This is a genomic window from Sedimentisphaera cyanobacteriorum, assembly GCF_001997385.1.
In the GTDB taxonomy this organism is placed as follows: Bacteria; Planctomycetota; Phycisphaerae; order Sedimentisphaerales; family Sedimentisphaeraceae; genus Sedimentisphaera; species Sedimentisphaera cyanobacteriorum.
Window position 1 is genome coordinate 2,187,521 of the sequence record NZ_CP019633.1, and the last position, 18,639, is coordinate 2,206,159.

Here is an 18,639-nt window from a genome sequence, read left to right on the forward strand (position 1 = left end):
ACGCCCCGTTTTGAGGCGTCCTTTGCGATTGCTATTTTTTTGAGATTTACTTGCTTCCCTCAGGCAGTGTTTGAGATGCCTTTATGAAAGAATTAACATCGAATTCGCTGCTGAAGAATTTCTTTGATGCCTTGAAAGGCCTAATGCAGAAGCGGTACGAATACCCATTGCCTCCCGGCATGGTGTATTCCGGATGTGTCCTTGCGCCCCAGCTGTTGTCTCCGCCAACGCCCATCTGTTTGTAGTCTATGTTGAGCGTGATGAAGTCTCTGTCCGGCAGGGCATACGGATGCCCTTCTTCGGATGCATCTGCGAGGTCCTGCATGGAATACCGCCAAGCGCTTACGCTCAGTTCGGGCATTCCGAGCACCATAATCCCCTTGCCGTTTTTGTTTGTCAGGGCAGCCCAGCGAACGTCAGTTTTGTTGCCGTTTTCCTGCGGACGGATATATTCGTGCCACGGCTCGGCAGCGTTTTGTGTATGTATTCCGATTGGCATACCGGTTTTCCTGTCCCAATAGGTTTCCCACGGCCCTCGTCCGTACCACGTCATATTCTCAAGGCAGTCTTTAACCTTCACCTGCATACCGATTCTCGGTATATTCGGGATGTTCTGATTGCTGCGTGAAAGGTTTGCATCCACGATTATATCGCCGCTGCCGTAGATGAAGTATCTCGCAGAGAGCTTGATATTCTTAACGGGCAGATTCCAGTCCGCAGACACTCTAAACTTGGTCTCGGAGAGTTTGGCGTATGTTATAGACTCGAGCTCGCGGTTTTTGCCTGCGTCTTTCCAAATTCCGAGCCTCTCGGGCATCTTGCTTCCGCCTGCGTTGCAGCCGCCGTCGTTATCCGTTGGAACTCTCCAGAAATTCGGCTCAAGCGCGCCTTGGAGCACTTTCATACCGCCTGCGATGTATTCGGTGAGAGAGCCGGTCTGCTTGGAGAATACCGCCTTGAACTTATCTGATGAGAAATGAATCTCCTTGTCGGTTTCTGCCATTTCGATTTCCGGGAACTGCTCCGGGTCTTGTGCCCTATAGCTTCCGCTCTTCAGGCTGAACTGATCCCAGGCGATTTCATAGCCCTTATCTGCCCAGCTCATATCTTTCTTGAGAGTGAAGCTGATCTTCACCATATATTCTTTAGCGGGAGCCATTTTGATTTTCTTTAGAGGCAGGGCTATATCTGCACTGCTCTGAGCGGGGATGTCTTTAAGCTCTATTTCGCCGCCTGCAATCTTTTTGCCGTCTTCGGTAACGGTGAATCCAGCGTTCACAAAATCAGCAAGGTTGCGGAAGAAGTATTTGTTGTGAACGGTGAAAATGCCCTTGTCTGCGTCCTTCTCTTTCACCTTGATATTCTGGTAAACCTTTTTCACCTCGAATACGTGCGGGTGAGGCTTTCTGTCCGGGAGAACGAGGCCGTTGCAGCAGAAATTCTGATCGTTGGGGTAGTCGCCGTAGTCGCCGCCGTAGGCCCAGAAAGGCTCGCCGTCTTCGGTTTCTTTGTAGAGCCCCTGGTCAACCCAGTCCCAGATTGAACCTCCCTGAAGCACATCGTAGCTCTCGATTGTGTCCCAGTAGTCTTGCAGGTTTCCAACGCTGTTGCCCATTGCATGGGCATATTCACACATAATCAGGGGGCGGTCGTCGTTGTTTTCTGCATATTCTTTCAGCTGGTGTATTCTTGAATACATCGGGCAAACGATATCGGTATGCGGCTTCTGATGCGCCTGTTCGTAATGTATCGGCCTTGAATCATCACGCTGCTTTATCCATGCGCTTGCCTTTTCGAAGTTTATTCCGTCGCCGGCTTCGTTGCCCATAGACCATATAATAATGCTCGGGTGGTTTTTATCCCGCTCTACTACGCTCTTGATCCTGTCCATATGGGCAGGACCCCAGCTTGGGTCTTTTGCGAGGGAGTCTTTGCCGTAATGCATACCGTGCGATTCGATATTGGCCTCATCTATTACATACAGCCCGTATTCGTCGCAGAGCTCGTACCAGCGAGGGCGAGTGGGGTAATGGCTTGTGCGTACAGTGTTTATGTTGTACTGCTTCATAAGCTTGATGTCCTGAATCATAGACTCTTCGCTCACGTAATGGCCTGTATGCGGGTCGTGTTCGTGGCGGTTTACGCCTTTGACGTATATCGGCTGGCCGTTCACGCAGAGCTGGCCGTCTTTGATTTCAACCTCGCGGAAGCCCACATTGCAGCGGACAGCCTGAACTGCTTTGCCGTTTTCGTCTTCCAGCTCAATTATGAGATTGTAGAGGTTTGGAGTTTCTGCTGACCATTTCGCGGGATTCTCCAGCTCGCCTGTGAAGCTAAGATACGTTCCGTTTTTGGTGATATTTTCTGCGGTAAGGCTTGCAGACCATATCATCTCTCCGTTTTCGTCGAAGAGCATCGGGGTTACTGTGGCTTTTTCGGCTTTTCTGCCCAGCTCATTTGCCACATCAACGCTTACATTAAGCGTAGCGTCTTTGTATTCTTCGCAGAGCTCGGGCTTTGCCCAGAAATCGCTGATATGCACCAGAGGCACAGAATACAGCGTTACATCGCGGAAGATGCCGCTCAAACGCCAGAAATCCTGATCCTCGAGGTAAGACCCGTCGCAGTAGCGGTAAACCTCCGCTGCGATAACGTTCTCGCCTGCCTGAAGGTGTTTGGTAATGTCAAACTCTGCCGGCGTTCTGCTGCCTTGGCTGTAGCCGATTTTCTCGCCGTTTACCCAGAGATAAAACGCTGAATCAACGCCGTCAAAGCAGACTTCTATTTTTCTGTTCTGCCAGCCTTCCGGGACGGTAAAAGTCCTTCTGTATGAGCCCACAGGGTTTCTGTTTTCGTAGTTTGTGTATTTCTTGTCCGGCTCTCCCATTACGTAAGGCGGGTTCTTCTTGAAAGGATATGTTACGTTGGAATAAAGGGGAGTTCCGTAGCCCTCGAGCTGCCAGTTTGAAGGCACATTGATAAAATCCCAGCCGCTTGCGTCGTATGGCAGCTTGTAGAATTCTTTAGGTCTTTCGGATGGATTTCCAGACCATTTGAACCTCCATAACCCGTTGAGCGATTTGGTGTAAACGGCCTTTTCCGGGCTCATATACATCGCCTCGTAGCGGTTTTTGAATGGGGTCATCGTGGAATGGGGGGCTTCTTTGTTTACCGAGAAAACCTTCTGATTCTGCCAGTCTTCAGCGGCAAACCCTGCAATGCAAAAAGAAAGGATAAATGCGGATATGACAAACCGTCTCATGTAACACCTCACGAAAAAAGTAACTTTTATACTAACGGATATAAACAGTTTTATTCTATTACCCCTCTTGTAATTGTCAAGAACGGTTAATTGCAAAAGGAAAAAATAGAAAAAAAATACCCGTCCCAAAAGCTTGTAAGCCCGCTGATGTAGCCGAGCCACAATACTCCCGAATAAGAAACCAGCTATTATTTTAATATATAATTAAATTGGCTTGTTATGTCATATACGTTTTGGGAGGTTTCTCCAGGCTCAATAAACTCAAGGCGGTCATAGCCTAATTTTTCAATTGCTTCGTTCAAGTCTTTCTTTGCTATATTTAAAAGCTGCTTAGATGTTTGAAGGTCTATCTTATCAAGATTTATTGCCCCCTCAAGGATAGTTAGTTCCTCCAGAAGCTTTTTACTATCTTCTGAGTTTCCGTTTGCTTTAGCATTTTCCAGTTTTGTTTTTGCCTTGTATATTCTGCTGAAAAAACTGTAGGATTTAATGCAGGCCTTTGCAGTATTTACGGGGCTGCAGTATGCAGTAAATTCCTCAACCTTCTTAACCCCCATTTCTCACTTAGGTTGTAAAATAAATACAATTTTTTGGGCGGGTAATTTGTTTTAAAATACGAAGGACACCAATGGCACGAAGAATTTTTATGGCAGGATTTGAGAATATTTTGTATAGCTATAAAGCCCTGCTATTAAAGTTTTTACGGATGATTTTGAATAAAAATGATTTTATTTTTTATTTTTTTCTCGTTCTTTTAATCAAATCGACTTATAATTAAATAAACATTAACAACCATTAATTTTTTAGGGTAATCAAAATGAAATGGTTCATCTCGCTTATTGTATTGGCAAGTTTTTCTCTGTGTTCATTTGTTTACGCGTATGACATTATAGACCCATCATATCTTTCGCCAGAAGACGCAACTCTTGAGGGTCAGGATGTTGTAATCAAAGACGGAGGAATTCTGGAAACAGCCGGAGAGCACAGCTTTGCAAGCCTCCATATCGAAAACGGGGGCGTTCTCACTCATCCTGAAGGCGATTTGCCGGAAAACAAAATCGACCTGACAATTGCCGGCGATGTTACAATAGACTCCGGCGCAGTGATCAACGTTAGCGGGAAAGGCTATCCATCTCAAAGCGGCCCGGGTGCAGGCACTGGCACAAGAAATGATTCTCAAGGCGGGGGGGGGAGGCGGCGCCTACGGAGGCAATGGCGGCGAGCCTGGAAGCATCTATTCCGGAGGGGTTGGCTACGGTTCAATCCTCCAGCCCATTCAGTTCGGCTCAGGAGGCGGAGATGGACGAGGCGGCGCAGGCGGAAAAGGCGGCGGAAGCATTAAGATTCAGGCAGGCGGGGCAATAACTGTCGATGGAGCTGTAAAAGCCAACGGCGCAGTCGGAGCTTCACATTACTGGGGCGCAGCGGGCAGCGGCGCAGGCGGAAGCATCTGGCTTGATTCCGATTACCTCTCAGGCAGCGGCCTTATTCAGGCAAACGGCGGAGAAGGAAATGTGGTTACAGAAGAAGACGGCGGAGCAGGCGGAGGCGGAAGAATCGCTCTGTATTATTCAAGCAGCAGTTTCGCAGGAACGCTTGAAGCTTTCGGCGGAGCGGGCAGCTCAATCGGCTGCGGCGGGGCAGGAACGATTTACTCCAAGAACAAAAATGAATCAGAAGGCTTAGTGGTGCTGGACAACAATTCAAACACCAATACACCTACTATTATTCACACCCCTGAACCGTTCAACCTCAGCTTGAGCAACGGAGCGCAGGCTGCCCTTGTGAATCTATTCACATTGAACAATCTCACTGTTCAAGCCGGCGGAATTGTTATAAACACTGAAGGAATGCATTATTCCGAAGGATCAATAGCAGGGGATGTTGAAGTTCAAGCGGACGGAATCATTCAGGCAAATGCTTATTTCAATGCTGGCGGAGACGTAACTGTGCAAACAGGGGGGCAGATAAGTGCTGATTATCTCGGCTTCGCCAATCAGGAAGGCCCCGGCGCAGGCACTGGCACAAGAAATGATTCTCAAGGCGGGGGGGGAGGCGGCGCCTACGGAGGCAATGGCGGCGAGCCTGGAAGCATCTATTCCGGAGGGGTTGGCTACGGTTCAATCCTCCAGCCCATTCAGTTCGGCTCAGGAGGCGGAGATGGACGAGGCGGCGCAGGCGGAAAAGGCGGCGGAAGCATTAAGATTCAGGCAGGCGGGGCAATAACTGTCGATGGAGCTGTAAAAGCCAACGGCGCAGTCGGAGCTTCACATTACTGGGGCGCAGCGGGCAGCGGCGCAGGCGGAAGCATCTGGCTTGATTCCGATTACCTCTCAGGCAGCGGCCTTATTCAGGCAAACGGCGGAGAAGGAAATGTGGTTACAGAAGAAGACGGCGGAGCAGGCGGAGGCGGAAGAATCGCCCTTTATTACAGCAGTAATACATTCGCAGGGAATATTGAGGCCTTCTCAGGCCACGGCAATAGCGGAAATGCAGGAGGGGCAGGCACAATCTACGCCAAAAACAAAGGGCAAACTTACGGGCTCGTTACAGTGGATAACAACAGCATTCTCCAGGGACACACGCTTTTCGATACGCCTGCATCATTCAATCTGCTGGTTCAAAACGGCGGAAAAGCCGTGCCTGCTGAAAAAATATTCGCCGAAAATATTACCATTGCTGATGGAGGAGAAATCTTATCATTACAGGGCAATGGCCCTGTGGAGCTCGAGGCCGGAGGCAATATGCTGATTGAAAGCGGCGGAGAATTAAATGCCAATGCCGTTATAGAAACAGCAGGAGATTTAACGGTCGAATCGGACGGTTATCTCACCGCTGATTATAAAGGATACTCGAATGAAAGCGGTCCTGGAGCAGGCAGCGGTGTGAGAGGTGAACCTGCCGGAGGCGGCGGCGGAGCCTACGGGGGCTTCGGCGGTAACCCCCAAAGCTCATACTTTGGCGGCGCGCCCTACGGGAAAATGTACTGCCCGAGCGATTACGGCTCAGGCGGAGGCGATGGATACGCAGGGCTTGGCGGTTCGGGCGGCGGCTCGCTTAGGGTGAAAGTGGGCGGAGAGCTCAGCGTCGGCGGCGTTTTAAGCTCCAACGGAAAAAACGGCCCTTCACACTCATTCGGGGCAGCAGGGGGCGGAGCAGGAGGAAGCATCTGGATTACTGCCGGGTCAATCTCCGGTTCAGGGCTGATAACCGCAAACGGCGGGTTCGGGCCAATCGTAAGCGAGCAAGACGGCGGAGGCGGCTCGGGGGGGAGAATCGCTCTGTACTCACCAGCACTCACAATGCCTATGTCTAATATTCTTGTTTTAGGCGGGAGCGGCTATGAAAACGGCGAAAACGGCACTATCTACACCCACAGCCCATCAGACGACCTGTTCGTTTTGGATGAAACCTCGCCGGATGGCGTTTTGGACGGGTATCTGAGTTCCTTAGAGATATGCTTCTCCTCGCCGATTCAAGACAGCACATTCCAGCCCTCAGATGTGAGCATAACTGGGCCTGGCGGGGCGATTGCAGTAAGCGGTATATCGAAAACCACCTCGCTTTCCGGTAAGCCTGTTTACAGCATTAACTTCCCCGTACAAACAGCAGAGGGCAGTTATACATTCCAGATAGGGCCGAATATATCCTCGCAAAACGACCTCCTGATGAACCAGAACCACAATGAAACAGCAGGCGAGGCAAATGACTACTACACCCATGAGGTTACAACAAGCTATCTGAACGAACCCGAGCTGAATGCGATGATGGAATTCTGGCTCGCTGATTCAAGCGAAGAGAACTTCCCGCAGGAATACGATTATGCGGATAACGACATAATAGACCTGCTTGATTTCGCTAAGTTCGCTGAGAACTGGCTCGGAAGGCTTTCGAGACAATAAAACTACAAAATTCATATCCCCAATACACTGCCGGCATACAAACCGGCAGTGTTTTTTTACTGAAGCTATGAGACTGCAACGCACCCTCTGAAAAACTTCAAAAAGAGGTTTGTAGTGCCTTCGAGAAAAATCGAGTTCTTTATTGACAAGGGTTTATGAAAATTTACCGCTGAACTCAAGAGAGCTATTCCTTCGTTACTGGCACGGCAACATTCCCGCTTCTGCCTTCATATAATACCGAAAAATACGCCATCACGGGATTGCCCTGCGAATCTGTAAGAACAAACGGTCTTTCCATACGTCTTGGATTCCAGATTTTTCCGTTATCAAGTTTGATGTGTTTTTCCGTAAAAACGGGCTGTGAATTCGGTTCCCAGTTTTTCTTGTCTGAGGACTTGAAACACCGAAGATCATTGCCTCCCAAAACATGGCATACCATAAAGTATTCCTCAAGGCCTTTATCATACCATATACACGCATCTTCTGTCTGCCGTTTAGCGAAAACCGGCTTCTGGTCAAACTTAAACGGTCCTTCGGGAGTCTCGGATTCTCCGATAAGCTGTATTCTAAACCAGCCCTCTCTTCGGGCATCATCGCCTTTCATAATCATCATATAACTGCCGTCCTGATAAATAACCGCAGGATTAACCGCTATATTTTTGAAATTCCCGTGCGGAACAACAGCAGGAAATTCACTGCGGCGGAACGGCCCTTCAGGCCTGTCTGCAATTGCAACGCCTATCCGCTGGGTGTTTCTTACTGTCTTGCCGTTTTGGCTGAGCCAGCTCTGGCTTAAAATCTCAGACTCTTCAACGCCGGCTTTTATCTCTGAAATGTCATTCGAAATATAGTACAGGCAGATTTTCCCATTCGCAAGACATACGTATGGATTCGAGGAATTCACAAGCCCCCATCCGCTGGATTTGCGGCTCTTTAATACCACGTTTTTAGTTTCGAACGGTCCTTCTGGTTTCTCGGCAACTGCATGGACTATTTCACTGCTGTGAAGCCATGCACCGAAACCCCTTGATTTTGGCCAGCGATTGTAGTAAGCGTGATATCTGCCGTCTTTCCATTTAGCAACGCTGAGCCCCCAAACGTAATATTTATCATTAGCGATAACGTTTTTCGCTGTTTTGCTTTTTAGGAAATTCTCCTTCGCCTCTGCCGGTATCGGCTCAATACTGAATTCTGCGCCCGCAGCTCCCGCCGCAGCCAAAAAAACGCACATACAGATAACCGGAAAGACTTTTGCTGCTGATTTGAACATACTGTTTACACCTTTCTAACATCTGAATTATTTGTCTCTTATAAAACTCTGCTCAAAGTATTATATCCTGATAAGGCTGAATTTGTGATTTTCTCCGAAGAAAACAAAAAAATTGAAAATTCTTTGAAAAAAGCTGCTGTTTATTGTATTAAGATTAGAAACTGACTATGCTGAAGATATAATCTTTCTCTTGAATCAGTTGATTTCTGTCTTGTATGGTATGCGGTAACGGGTGTATCCTTTTGGGATAGACAAATGTTCATTACCACACTATACTGACAATCTAAACGAGGCTTTGGCAATATATGAAAGCGTTAATAATTAGTGAATTAGAGTCTTAGAAGCGGAGCAGCGGTTTTGTGTTGTAAATTTATGCTCTGCCGCAAAAGCTGTAAAATCCTGAGATAAAGAAATGGTTTTATGACTGCATTGCTGGAAATGGACAATATTTGCAAGTCTTTCGGGACTGTGCAAGTGTTGAAAAATGCCAAGTTCGACTTGCACCCATCGGAAGTGCATATTCTTGCAGGCGAGAATGGGGCAGGCAAAAGCACACTAATGAAAATTCTCGGCGGAATTCTTACTGATTATTCCGGCACAATACGTATGAATCAAGACGCTTCGGTGAGGTTCAGCTCGGTTCAGGAAGCCTCTGCCCACGGTATTTCAATCATCCATCAGGAATTATCCCTCGTAGGGTCGCTGAGCGTTTATGAAAACATCTTTCTCGGCAGAGAACTGCACCGTTTTTCCTGGGTGCAGCATGAAAAAATGAAGAAGGAAGTTCGCAAACTGCTTGCCGAGCTGGGGCTGGATATAAATGTCAGCCATTCGGCAGACCAGCTGCCTATAGGTCTTCAGCAAATGGTGGAAATAGCCAAAGCACTGTCCTGTGATTCCAAAATCATCGTTATGGACGAGCCGACAAGCGCCCTGACCGAGCCGGAAGTGGAAAAACTGTTCACCATTATCGCCCAGCTCAAACAGTCCGGCTGCGGGATAGTTTATATTTCGCATAAAATGGAAGAGATATATCAAATTGCAGATCGAATTACAGTACTTCGAGACGGTCGTTACATCGGCACAGAAACTGCCGAAAACCTGCCATCAGATAAATTGGTGCAATGGATGGTGGGGCGCGAGTTAAACAAGCAGTTTGCTCGCACGCAATCGGCCAAAGACGATGTTAGGCTGGAAGCAGCCAGGATTACTGTTCCTGGCCCTCCGGAAAATCCCGTACCGGTTGTGGATGATGTTTCGTTTGAGGTGCGTGCAGGGGAAATTCTGGGCATTGCAGGCTTGCAGGGATCCGGTAATTCACAGCTGCTTCACAGTATTTTCGGTTCCTTCGGAAAAGCCGCAGAGGGAGCTTTGAAAATCGACGGAGTCCCAAAACCGATTACCGATCCGGCAAGCTCTATTCAGAAAGGTTTGGCCCTGCTCACCAACGACCGAAAAAGCACGGGGCTTGTGATAGAAATGGATATCCTTCGAAATGCTTCGCTTGCCTCGCTGAAAAAGTTTTCCAGTAAGAGCTGGCTTCATCCCTCAGCAGAGCGAAAAGCTGTTTCCCAAACAGTTCAGTCTCTTCGACTGAAGGCCGAGAGCCTTCATCAGCCGGTAAATTCTCTTTCCGGCGGCAATCAGCAGAAGGTAGTGCTGGCCAAATGGATTCAGACCGAACCAAAGGTGCTTCTGCTCGACGAACCAACTAGAGGTGTGGATGTGGGGGCGAAACAGGAAATATATGATCTGATGAACCAATGGACTCAAGCAGGGCTTGCGATAGTACTGATTACATCCGAATTGCCGGAACTGCTGGCCATGAGCGATCGGATATTGACAATGCATCGCGGAAGGGTAACTGCAGAGTTTACCCGTGAACAGGCGACGCAGGAGAAGATACTTAACGCCGCTTTGGGACAAACAGAGGAACTTAAAGTATGACAAAGGATTTAACGAAATCATCGGCTCATTTCTTGCATTCACCTACAACCCGCGCCCTCGGGGCGCTGATAGTGGTGATCGTTCTGGGGCTTATTTTCAACGCTGACGGCGCCTTCCTTAAATGGGGCACGCATAGGGATATGCTTCGTGCGGTATCGGTTTACGGCATTCTGGCCTGCGGGATGACTATTGTGATTATTGCAGGCGGGATAGATTTGTCTGTGGGCAGTGTATTAGCCCTTACAGCGGTATTGTTCTCGCTGATCTCAATACACTGGCAGTGGGGAGCTGCTTTGGCGATTGTGCTGTGTCTAATTGCTGGGGCGTGCTGCGGGGCTTTGTCCGGCTTTTTTATCGGCAAGTTTAAGGTGCAGGCCTTTATAGCAACACTTGCTATGATGGTTTTTGCTCGAGGTGTAGCTAAGTGGCTCTCAGGCGGGCAGAAGGTCTCCACAGCCGTTCAGCAGCCTGACGGAAGCTATGAATACGGCGAAATCCCGGAAATATTCAACTTCATTAACGCCAAAATACTCGGCGGGAACATAGCAGTTGTAACGGTGATACTTCTGGGCTGTATCCTGATCTCATGGATTCTGCTCAAAAAGCTCCGCCAAGGCCGCTATATATACGCAATCGGAGGCAATGAAGAAGCCGCTCGTCTATCAGGCGTGCCTGTGAAATCAATGAAGATTCTGGCTTTCGGTATGAGCGGATTATTTTCTGCGGCAGCAGGAATATGCCAAGCCTCGCAGGAATTCCAAGGCGACCCGGAGGCAGGGATTTCTTACGAATTGTCCGCCATTGCAATGGTGGTAATAGGCGGGACTACTTTGCAAGGGGGCAGGGGAAGCATCTGGCTTACGCTCATCGGAATACTGACTATCGGTTATCTCGAAAAGATTCTCAGCATCAATGCCGTAGGCGAAGACAAGCGTCTGATGCTTACCGGCATAATAATTATCGCTGCGGTTCTGCTGCAGAAAAACAAATAACGCTTTTGAATCAGCTTCAGCTTGTTTTAAGCTGACCTATAAATTTAAGAAAGGAAAAAATAATTATGAAAACGCTTAACATACTTGCATTTGCAGCTGCTGTAATTCTGTTTACCATCGGCTGCGCAAAAAAAGACACGCCCCAAGGCGATGAATCGGGCTCTGAGAGCTGGAAAATCGGAATGAGCCAGTGTAATCTGGGCGAACCGTGGCGAGTGCAGATGAATGCAGATATCAAGGCTGCTGCCGATGAGGCAGCGAAAATTGAAGTGGTTTTCAAAGATGCTCAAAATGATACTCTAAAACAGCAGGCACAGATGGAGGAATTTATCAGTGCTGGGGTGGATTTAATAATTATCTCGCCTAAAGAAGCCGCACCTTTAACCCCTGTAGTATCTCAGGCTTGCAATCAGGGAATCCCGGTAATCGTTTTAGACCGCAGAATATTAGGAGACAATTACACCTGTTTTATCGGCGCAGATAACAGGAAAATCGGCAAGGCTGCAGGGGAATGGATAGTGAACAAACTTGACGGACAGGGAAACATTGTAGAGCTCAAAGGACTGATGACTTCCACGCCCGGTCAGGACAGACACGCTGGCTTTAGAGAAGGAATAAATGGAAGCGAGATTAACGTGATCTTCGAAGCTGATATGAAATGGCTCGAGCCTAATGCCAGAAAAGAGATGGAATCTGCTTTGGCAAGGTTCGAAGATATAGATCTGGTGTATGCACATAACGACCCTGGAGCTCACGGGGCTTATCTGGCCGCAAAAGCTGCCGGAAGAGCGAATGAAATAATGTTTGTGGGAATCGACGGGTTGCCGCAGGAAGGCCAGGCCTATGTTAAACAGGGCATTCTCTCAGCAAGTTTCGAATATCCCACCGGCGGGGAAGAAGCCATTAAAACTGCCCTCAAAATTCTCAACGGCAAAAAAGTTGACAAAGAAATAACGCTTGATTCACGTTTTTTTACTCCCGCTAACATTGATAAGGGCGGCCGTGAGCTCGAAGCGAATTAAGCAATCTGATAAAGAATTAAAAGCAATGCCCCGGGATATTTAATTACTCAAAATACCGCATTTATGCAGATGAAAGCTTTTAAGCTCAGGTGAGCTCAGCAGTTTTTTGTTGAAAAATATTCTGCTGCTCTAATTGTTGTTGAATAATTCGGAACGATATATTATATTTGCATATCTGGTTAATTTTATCCGCCTTTGAGCTGTTTAAATCCGAAATCTTCAAGGAAACATAAAAATGCAGAAATACAGCGTTCCCGGAGCATGGAGCACCAAATATGCTATTATCAAATTTGCAGCGATAATAATCACCCTTCTGCTGTTTCTGATTCCTCTGGGTATGTTCGACGGGATTATGCGAAGCCGGCGAAGCAGGTGCGAGCAGGTGAAGATGGAGATCAGCGAGAAATGGAGCGGAGGCAGGCAGACAATCGCCGGCCCGGTGGTCATTCTGCCTTATCAGGAACGCGAGCTTGTCCCGGAGTACGATAAAACGGGCACCAAAACCGGCACCACAGTTAAAACAGCAAACGGCAAAATCGTCGTGCTTCCCGAAACATTGAATATCGACTCGCAGGCCGATGCGCACGTGAGATACAGAAGCATATACGAGGCGGTGGTTTACAATTCTGATATCAGCATTTCGGGAAAGTTCGTTCTCCCCGAAGCAGAGCAGCTGAAGATCAGCGAAGAGAATGTTACTGTCGGCAAGCCCGAGCTGGCGTTCTTTGTCAACAGCACCAAGTCTTTCAGCGAAACGATTAAGGCGGAAATCAACGGCATTTCAAAGGTATTCAAACGCGGGGCAACTGAGATAAGAACATTCCCTCAGGGCGATCTGTACTGCTTTATAAACCAGAAGCTCGGGGATGAAGTGCAGTTCAGTATTGATCTGAACGTAAAGGGTGCGGGCGGCCTTTCCTTCGCTCCGCTGGGCAGTGAAACAAAGGTTAAAATCCAATCCTCATGGCCGAATCCAAGCTTCAGCGGGGAGTTTCTCCCGAAACAGCGAGAGATTAGCGATTCGGGCTTCTCGGCCGAGTGGCAGCTGCTTGGGATGAACCGCGAATACCCCCAGATATGGAACAATCGCGAGTATAGAATCAGCGAGTCGTTCTTCGGCGTGGAATTTTTCAACAGCGTGAATGTGTATCATAAGTATGAGCGGACTGCGAAATATGCGATTCTTTTCGTGATATTCACATTTATTGCGATGTTTCTGATTGAATCGGCCTGCGATTTTAGTTTTCAATATTTCCATTATTTGCTTGTGGGAGCTGCCTCAACTCTTTTCTACATAATCCTTCTTGCAACGAGCGAACACCTCAGCTACGCCCCAGCCTTCCTTATTTCCGCGTCTGCTATGACGATTCTGAATTCGGCATACTGCTGGGCAATATCCAGAAAGGGCAAGGCGGCCTTGGCTATGTTCATCACTCTCGCACTGCTCTACGGATTCTGGTATTTCGTTTTGAACCTGCAGGATACCGCTCTGCTCGTTTGCTCGTGGGGACTTTTCATAATCCTCGCTGCGATTATGTTTATAACGCGAAAAAGCAGGATATTCTAAAATACTTCCGAAAGCACAGCCATCCCATAAGTCCATAAATTTATCGTTGAGGGCTTGTTTATTGTATTAAAACGCCCTTTTCTTGAAGGATTTGAATTACCCCAGTTTGCATTTTTTTTGCTTTTGTTCAATTGGCAGTTTTTTGCTCAATACTGCCCGCTCTCTTTTCACCTCTTTATTTTCGTAAAATCTTGCTACATATTAAAACCCGGCAAATAAGCCTGCTGAGGGCTGCCAACCATACGCGGTGAACCACGTGCTGTCCCACAGGCAGCCATAACGCTAAAAACATCCAGCCGGCTGAATAATAACCCCTCAGTAAAGTAAACAATCGGCTGAATGCTCCTTTCCACTGACCGAGGAAACCTATATACCTTATTAAAATATAAGCCAGCATAGCCGTCCATACTTGCCATAGAATTGCTTTTTGGCTATGCCCTAGGAAATCGCTTAGCTGCAAAGTCTGTTTTATCTGCTTGAAAAACACCTCTATACCCCAGCGGCACTTATATAGGTCGCAAATACTGCTCGGCGCCCACTGCATATTGTTCGTGATAAATTTCATAAGCTTTTTCTCGCCGTTAATTTCCACATAAGCCTTAACTAAACGGAGCTTCTTCGGGTATGCCTCGCGGCTTTTCGGCATTTCAAGTTCAATTAAAGCATCGTATTGGATATTACCTTTTGGTTCTGTATTCTGTTTAACAAAACGATATTTCATATTATCTTTGGCTCTGGTAACCCAGAATAATTCTCGCCTGTCAAGATCTGCTAGATGCTTAAAATCCACGTAAGCCTTGTCAAAAACCGCTATTTCGCCGCTTTTAAGGTCCTGACAGAGCTGATAAGCTTCTGTCGAATCATGGGTTGAGGCTTCTTTTACAATAGCAAATTGAGGCAGGAACGTCTGGAGATTCAGCTGCATATGGCACTTTGCAGCCGCTTTTCGTCTGCGATGTTTAGCCCAGTCAATACAGTTGGCTACAAGCTGGATCGTGGTTGAGTCAACCGCATATATTGCTCTCTTAAAACGCCTCGGAAGGCCGGAATACTTATGGCCTCTCCCAAAATCAAGATGTTTGTTCTGGATATGGGACAGCACCTCCCAGAAGAGAGTCTCTGCCATAAGAGGATCTCGAACCCTGTTTGCATGAGAAAGCCCATTCCTGCTTGGAGGGGTTGCACGGCGGATAGGAGTCAAAGCTCCAGAATGATTACGCAATGTGTCGGAAACGTCGTTGAGCGAGAGACTGTGAGCAATCTGGACATGAAGCATAGATACAATGTGCGACCAGCAAGAAAATGTTCGTGATTGCTTGTCAATACCGAAAGACCGAGACAATTTTGAAACAAGATGTGCAGGAATATGTTGACAAATCTGTTTGAGTATGGTATATTTGTGCTTACATGGTGGCATAAGTTACTCCTGTTTTTTTGCGATTACAGTGTAACTTATGTCATTATATTTGGAAATAAATACTTCGAAACTAATAGCCTATGGGATGGCTGTGAATTTATTTAATGACAGTTTTTTGTAGCACAAAATAATATAGGCAGCAACCTTAATTATTGGCATATAAGCCGTTATTCTAAATTTTGTATTCAACAAAGTTCAAGTTAAGCAACTGAGGTGTTTTGAATATTGCAATTAAAGGGTAAGCTATTTCTTGCCGCGGGAAAAACGGCGGGACTGCCAACGTTCTTGCATAAGGATATTTGATTGGTAGAATAAAAACAAGTGGCAAATGCTCTCTAACCATCAAGTAGCCCTTCGCTGTTCAGAACAGTTCGGCCGTAATTTTAATGGGATACTGCCCGCGGCATAGGTTATGTTCGTCCCGTTTGTTCGGCATTTATCACAAGTAATATAAAGGAGTTAATATGGAATCATCTGCTTCATTTAACGCCCCTTGGAGCAAGTCTTTGAAATTTATGACAGGTGTGTTCGCAGTTATCCTTGCCGGCATTGCGCTTATTGGGATTTTTACAGCCTCCGAAACAGCCCTCGAAGGGGCAGTAAGCATGACAGCAATACCTCTTGCGATACTCCTCATCTCCGCCTTATTTACGATTCGCGGTTATGTTCTTACAAAGAACACACTTATCATCCGGCGTCTGGTCTGGAATACACGATTAGATTTAACGGGTCTTATTTCCGCAGAGGCCAAGCCTAAAGCAATGTCAAAATCGATTCGTACATTCGGCAATGGAGGGCTGTTTTGTTTCGCCGGCGCATTTCACAATAAAGCCCTCGGTTCCTATCGTGCATTTGTTACAGACACAAGCCGCACAGTGGTTTTGAAGTTTGCAAATCGCACGGTGGTGGTTTCGCCGGATAAGCCGGAGGAGTTTGTAACACAAATCAAAAATTTCAGAAAAATATAGTCTCAGCTCCCTGATTGATTAGAATACAGCTCCTAATTCAAAATAAAATGTTCAAAAAGACCCAAAGGAGACATTCTATGAAAGCTGCACCGAAGTTTGCAATCATTCTCGCTGCTGTTTTTTGTTCACTGCCCGCTATTGCAGCGGAAAACTATAAAACCGAAACCAACATTCTCTACCGTAATCCGGCTCAGGCCGAGGCGGACAGCTATATCAAGCAGCGCTGCCGGCTTGATCTGTACTACCCCGATGAGGAAGGTGTTTTCCCCACTGTGGTATGGTTTCACGGAGGCGGGCTTACCGGCGGGAACAAATACATCCCCACTCAGCTCAAGGAGAAGGGTGTTATCATTGCCGCCGTTAATTACAGGCTTTATCCGCAAGTTAAATCGCCGGTATATATTCAAGACGCAGCAGCGGCAATCGCCTGGGCGTTTGAGAATATCGAGAGATACCGCGGCTCCCGTGAGCAGATATTCGTTTCCGGCCATTCAGCTGGCGGCTATCTCACCAGTATGGCAGGGCTCGATAAGAGCTATCTGGCGGAATTCGGGATTGATGCAGATGATATCGCCGGCCTAATTCCCTTCAGCGGACACACAATCACCCATTTTACCGTTCGCAAGGAACGCGGCATCCCCGGCACGCGCCCAATAGCGGATGAGATGGCTCCGCTCTATCACGTTCGCAAAGACGCCCCGCCATACGTGATCATTACCGGAGACAGAGATCTGGAAATGCTCGGCCGATACGAAGAAAACGCATATATGTGGAGGATGATGAAGGTTTGCGGGCATCAGCAAACCAGCATCTACGAACTCGAGGGCTACAACCACGGAGAAATGCCCCATGCAGGATTCAAGATCCTGCTCGAGACAATCCAAGAGATCGTAAAGAGAATTCAGCAGTAATATAATAGGACGAAAAACTTTTAAGTTATCTGGTGCTTTGATTCAATGGAGAGAAAATTATCTGTTTGAAAAAAAATCGTCTTCGTGCATAATAGCAGGAAATTAAGCTTATGCGAAAACTTGATAAAAACAAGCTCGCTTTTTTACTTTTCGGGATTAAATTTGGAGACAGCCGAATGCAGAGATCTTTAATAATAGTAAAGCCGGATGCTGTGCAGCGAGGCCTGTGCGGGGAGATAATGAAACGCTTTGAAAACAAAGGGCTGAAGCTTGCCGCCTCTAAGTTTATGCTGGTGAGCAGAGAAACTGCCGAAAAGCATTACGCTGTACACAAAGAAAAGCCTTTCTACGATAAGGTTTGCAAATATCTCTCCTCGTCGCCTGTGCTTGTGATGGTATGGCGGGGGAAAGATGCAGTTGAGCTTGCCAGAAGGGTTATCGGAGCCACATCGCCCTTCGATGCCTCTCCGGGAACAATAAGAGGCGATCTCTCGATGAGCAAAACCAGCAACCTTGTGCACGGGTCTGATTCGGTTGAGACGGCCGAATACGAGATCCCGCTTTTCTTCTCTGAGGATGAGGTTCTCAGCTACGACCTCTGCACAGACGACTGGCTGGAATAATAAAAACATAAAAGCTGCTTCGGCGGCTTTTTTTATGCGCAATTTCCTTGAGCTTCCGCCGGCATATTTTATACTGTTAAGCAGGATTATTTAGGAGAGAATCAGCAAATATGTTCACAGGTTTAGTTCAGCAGACAGGCCGGATAGAAGGTTTTTCCCAAACTTCCGGCGGGGCATTACTGGAAGTTCACACCGGCCGGCTTTCAGAGGATATATCCGAAGGAGACAGCGTTTCAGTTAGCGGGGTATGCCTTACCGCAGCGAAAAGAAGCTCCAGCAGCTGGAGTTTCGATGTAAGCAGTGAAACCCTCAGGCTCTCCAACCTCCGGGAGAAAGGGATTGGCAGCGAGGTAAACCTCGAGCTTGCTATGAGCGCTTCAGGCAGGTTTGGCGGACATATAGTGCAGGGGCATATCGACGGAGTCGGCAGACTTGAACGTACTGAGAAAAAGGGCGATTTCTATGAAATATGGGTTAGCGTTAGCCGTGAAATATCAGAAATGCTCCTAAAAAAGGGTTCGGTTAGCGTGGAGGGGATAAGCCTAACGACAGCATCACTGAAAGATGCAGGGTTCAGCTGCGCTGTTATCCCGGAAACTTGGCAGAGAACTAACCTCAAAACGCTTAGCGTGGGCAGCCCTGTAAACATCGAAACGGATATGATAGTTCGTGCGGTTAGAAAGCAGCTTGAAGTTCTTACAGGAACACAAGACAGCGGACTTACAATAGAAAAGCTCAGGGAGATGGGCTTTTAGGCA

General features: G+C 47.4%; 12 protein-coding genes and 1 pseudogene. 9 read left to right on the top strand and 4 right to left on the bottom strand.

Annotated features, from left to right (window positions below):
* Nucleotides 1-46 precede the first annotated feature (46 nt).
* Both L21SP3_RS08895 and L21SP3_RS08900 read right to left on the bottom strand, forming a co-directional pair.
* Nucleotides 47-3,262 (bottom strand): glycoside hydrolase family 2, encoded by a 3,216-nt coding sequence (locus L21SP3_RS08895; protein ID WP_077540733.1) that lies wholly within the window; start codon nucleotides 3,260-3,262, stop codon nucleotides 47-49.
* A 188-nt stretch (nucleotides 3,263-3,450) separates the two neighbouring features.
* The gene (locus L21SP3_RS08900) at nucleotides 3,451-3,819 is read right to left on the bottom strand and encodes a hypothetical protein (protein WP_077540735.1); all 369 of its coding nucleotides are present in this window, start codon (nucleotides 3,817-3,819) and stop codon (nucleotides 3,451-3,453) included.
* Between the two features lie 612 nt (nucleotides 3,820-4,431).
* Here L21SP3_RS08900 and L21SP3_RS08905 point away from each other — a divergent pair.
* On the top strand, nucleotides 4,432-7,164 hold the full coding sequence (locus L21SP3_RS08905) for a hypothetical protein (RefSeq protein ID WP_123785174.1): 2,733 nt from the start codon (nucleotides 4,432-4,434) through the stop codon (nucleotides 7,162-7,164).
* Nucleotides 7,165-7,348: 184 nt separating this feature from the next.
* Here L21SP3_RS08905 and L21SP3_RS08910 read toward each other — a convergent pair whose 3' ends face one another.
* Complete coding sequence (locus L21SP3_RS08910; RefSeq protein WP_077540739.1) at nucleotides 7,349-8,434, bottom strand: glycoside hydrolase family protein; 1,086 nt, start codon at nucleotides 8,432-8,434, stop codon at nucleotides 7,349-7,351.
* A gap of 420 nt (nucleotides 8,435-8,854) precedes the next feature.
* Here L21SP3_RS08910 and L21SP3_RS08915 point away from each other — a divergent pair, with 420 nt between their 5' ends.
* The 4 genes from L21SP3_RS08915 (at nucleotide 8,855) to creD (ending at nucleotide 13,962) form a co-directional block, all read left to right on the top strand.
* Entirely contained in the window at nucleotides 8,855-10,381 is a 1,527-nt protein-coding gene (locus L21SP3_RS08915; protein WP_077540741.1) for a sugar ABC transporter ATP-binding protein, read from the top strand.
* A complete protein-coding gene (locus L21SP3_RS08920) occupies nucleotides 10,378-11,373 on the top strand; it encodes an ABC transporter permease (RefSeq protein WP_077540743.1) in 996 nt (331 codons plus the stop codon). The genes L21SP3_RS08915 and L21SP3_RS08920 overlap by 4 nt, the downstream gene beginning before the upstream one ends.
* Before the next feature lie 65 nt (nucleotides 11,374-11,438).
* Nucleotides 11,439-12,395, top strand: a complete 957-nt coding sequence (locus L21SP3_RS08925) for a substrate-binding domain-containing protein (RefSeq protein WP_077540745.1) — start codon at nucleotides 11,439-11,441, stop codon at nucleotides 12,393-12,395.
* Nucleotides 12,396-12,630: 235 nt separating this feature from the next.
* Complete coding sequence (gene creD, locus L21SP3_RS08930) at nucleotides 12,631-13,962, top strand: cell envelope integrity protein CreD (RefSeq protein WP_077540747.1); 1,332 nt, start codon at nucleotides 12,631-12,633, stop codon at nucleotides 13,960-13,962.
* A gap of 194 nt (nucleotides 13,963-14,156) precedes the next feature.
* Here the strand turns inward: creD and L21SP3_RS08935 are convergent.
* A pseudogene (locus tag L21SP3_RS08935) lies at nucleotides 14,157-15,379 on the bottom strand (IS4 family transposase).
* 464 nt (nucleotides 15,380-15,843) lie between these two features.
* Between L21SP3_RS08935 and L21SP3_RS08940 the strand changes: the two are divergent.
* The 4 genes from L21SP3_RS08940 (at nucleotide 15,844) to L21SP3_RS08955 (ending at nucleotide 18,636) form a co-directional block, all read left to right on the top strand.
* The gene (locus L21SP3_RS08940) at nucleotides 15,844-16,347 is read left to right on the top strand and encodes a PH domain-containing protein (RefSeq protein ID WP_077540749.1); all 504 of its coding nucleotides are present in this window, start codon (nucleotides 15,844-15,846) and stop codon (nucleotides 16,345-16,347) included.
* Nucleotides 16,348-16,424: 77 nt separating this feature from the next.
* A complete protein-coding gene (locus L21SP3_RS08945; protein ID WP_077540751.1) occupies nucleotides 16,425-17,258 on the top strand; it encodes an alpha/beta hydrolase in 834 nt (277 codons plus the stop codon).
* A 176-nt stretch (nucleotides 17,259-17,434) separates the two neighbouring features.
* Complete coding sequence (gene ndk, locus L21SP3_RS08950) at nucleotides 17,435-17,881, top strand: nucleoside-diphosphate kinase (RefSeq protein ID WP_077541919.1); 447 nt, start codon at nucleotides 17,435-17,437, stop codon at nucleotides 17,879-17,881.
* Nucleotides 17,882-17,991: 110 nt separating this feature from the next.
* Nucleotides 17,992-18,636 carry a riboflavin synthase gene (locus L21SP3_RS08955; protein WP_077540753.1) on the top strand — a complete coding sequence of 215 codons (645 nt, stop codon included), beginning with the start codon at nucleotides 17,992-17,994 and terminating at the stop codon, nucleotides 18,634-18,636.
* Nucleotides 18,637-18,639: the final 3 nt, after the last annotated feature.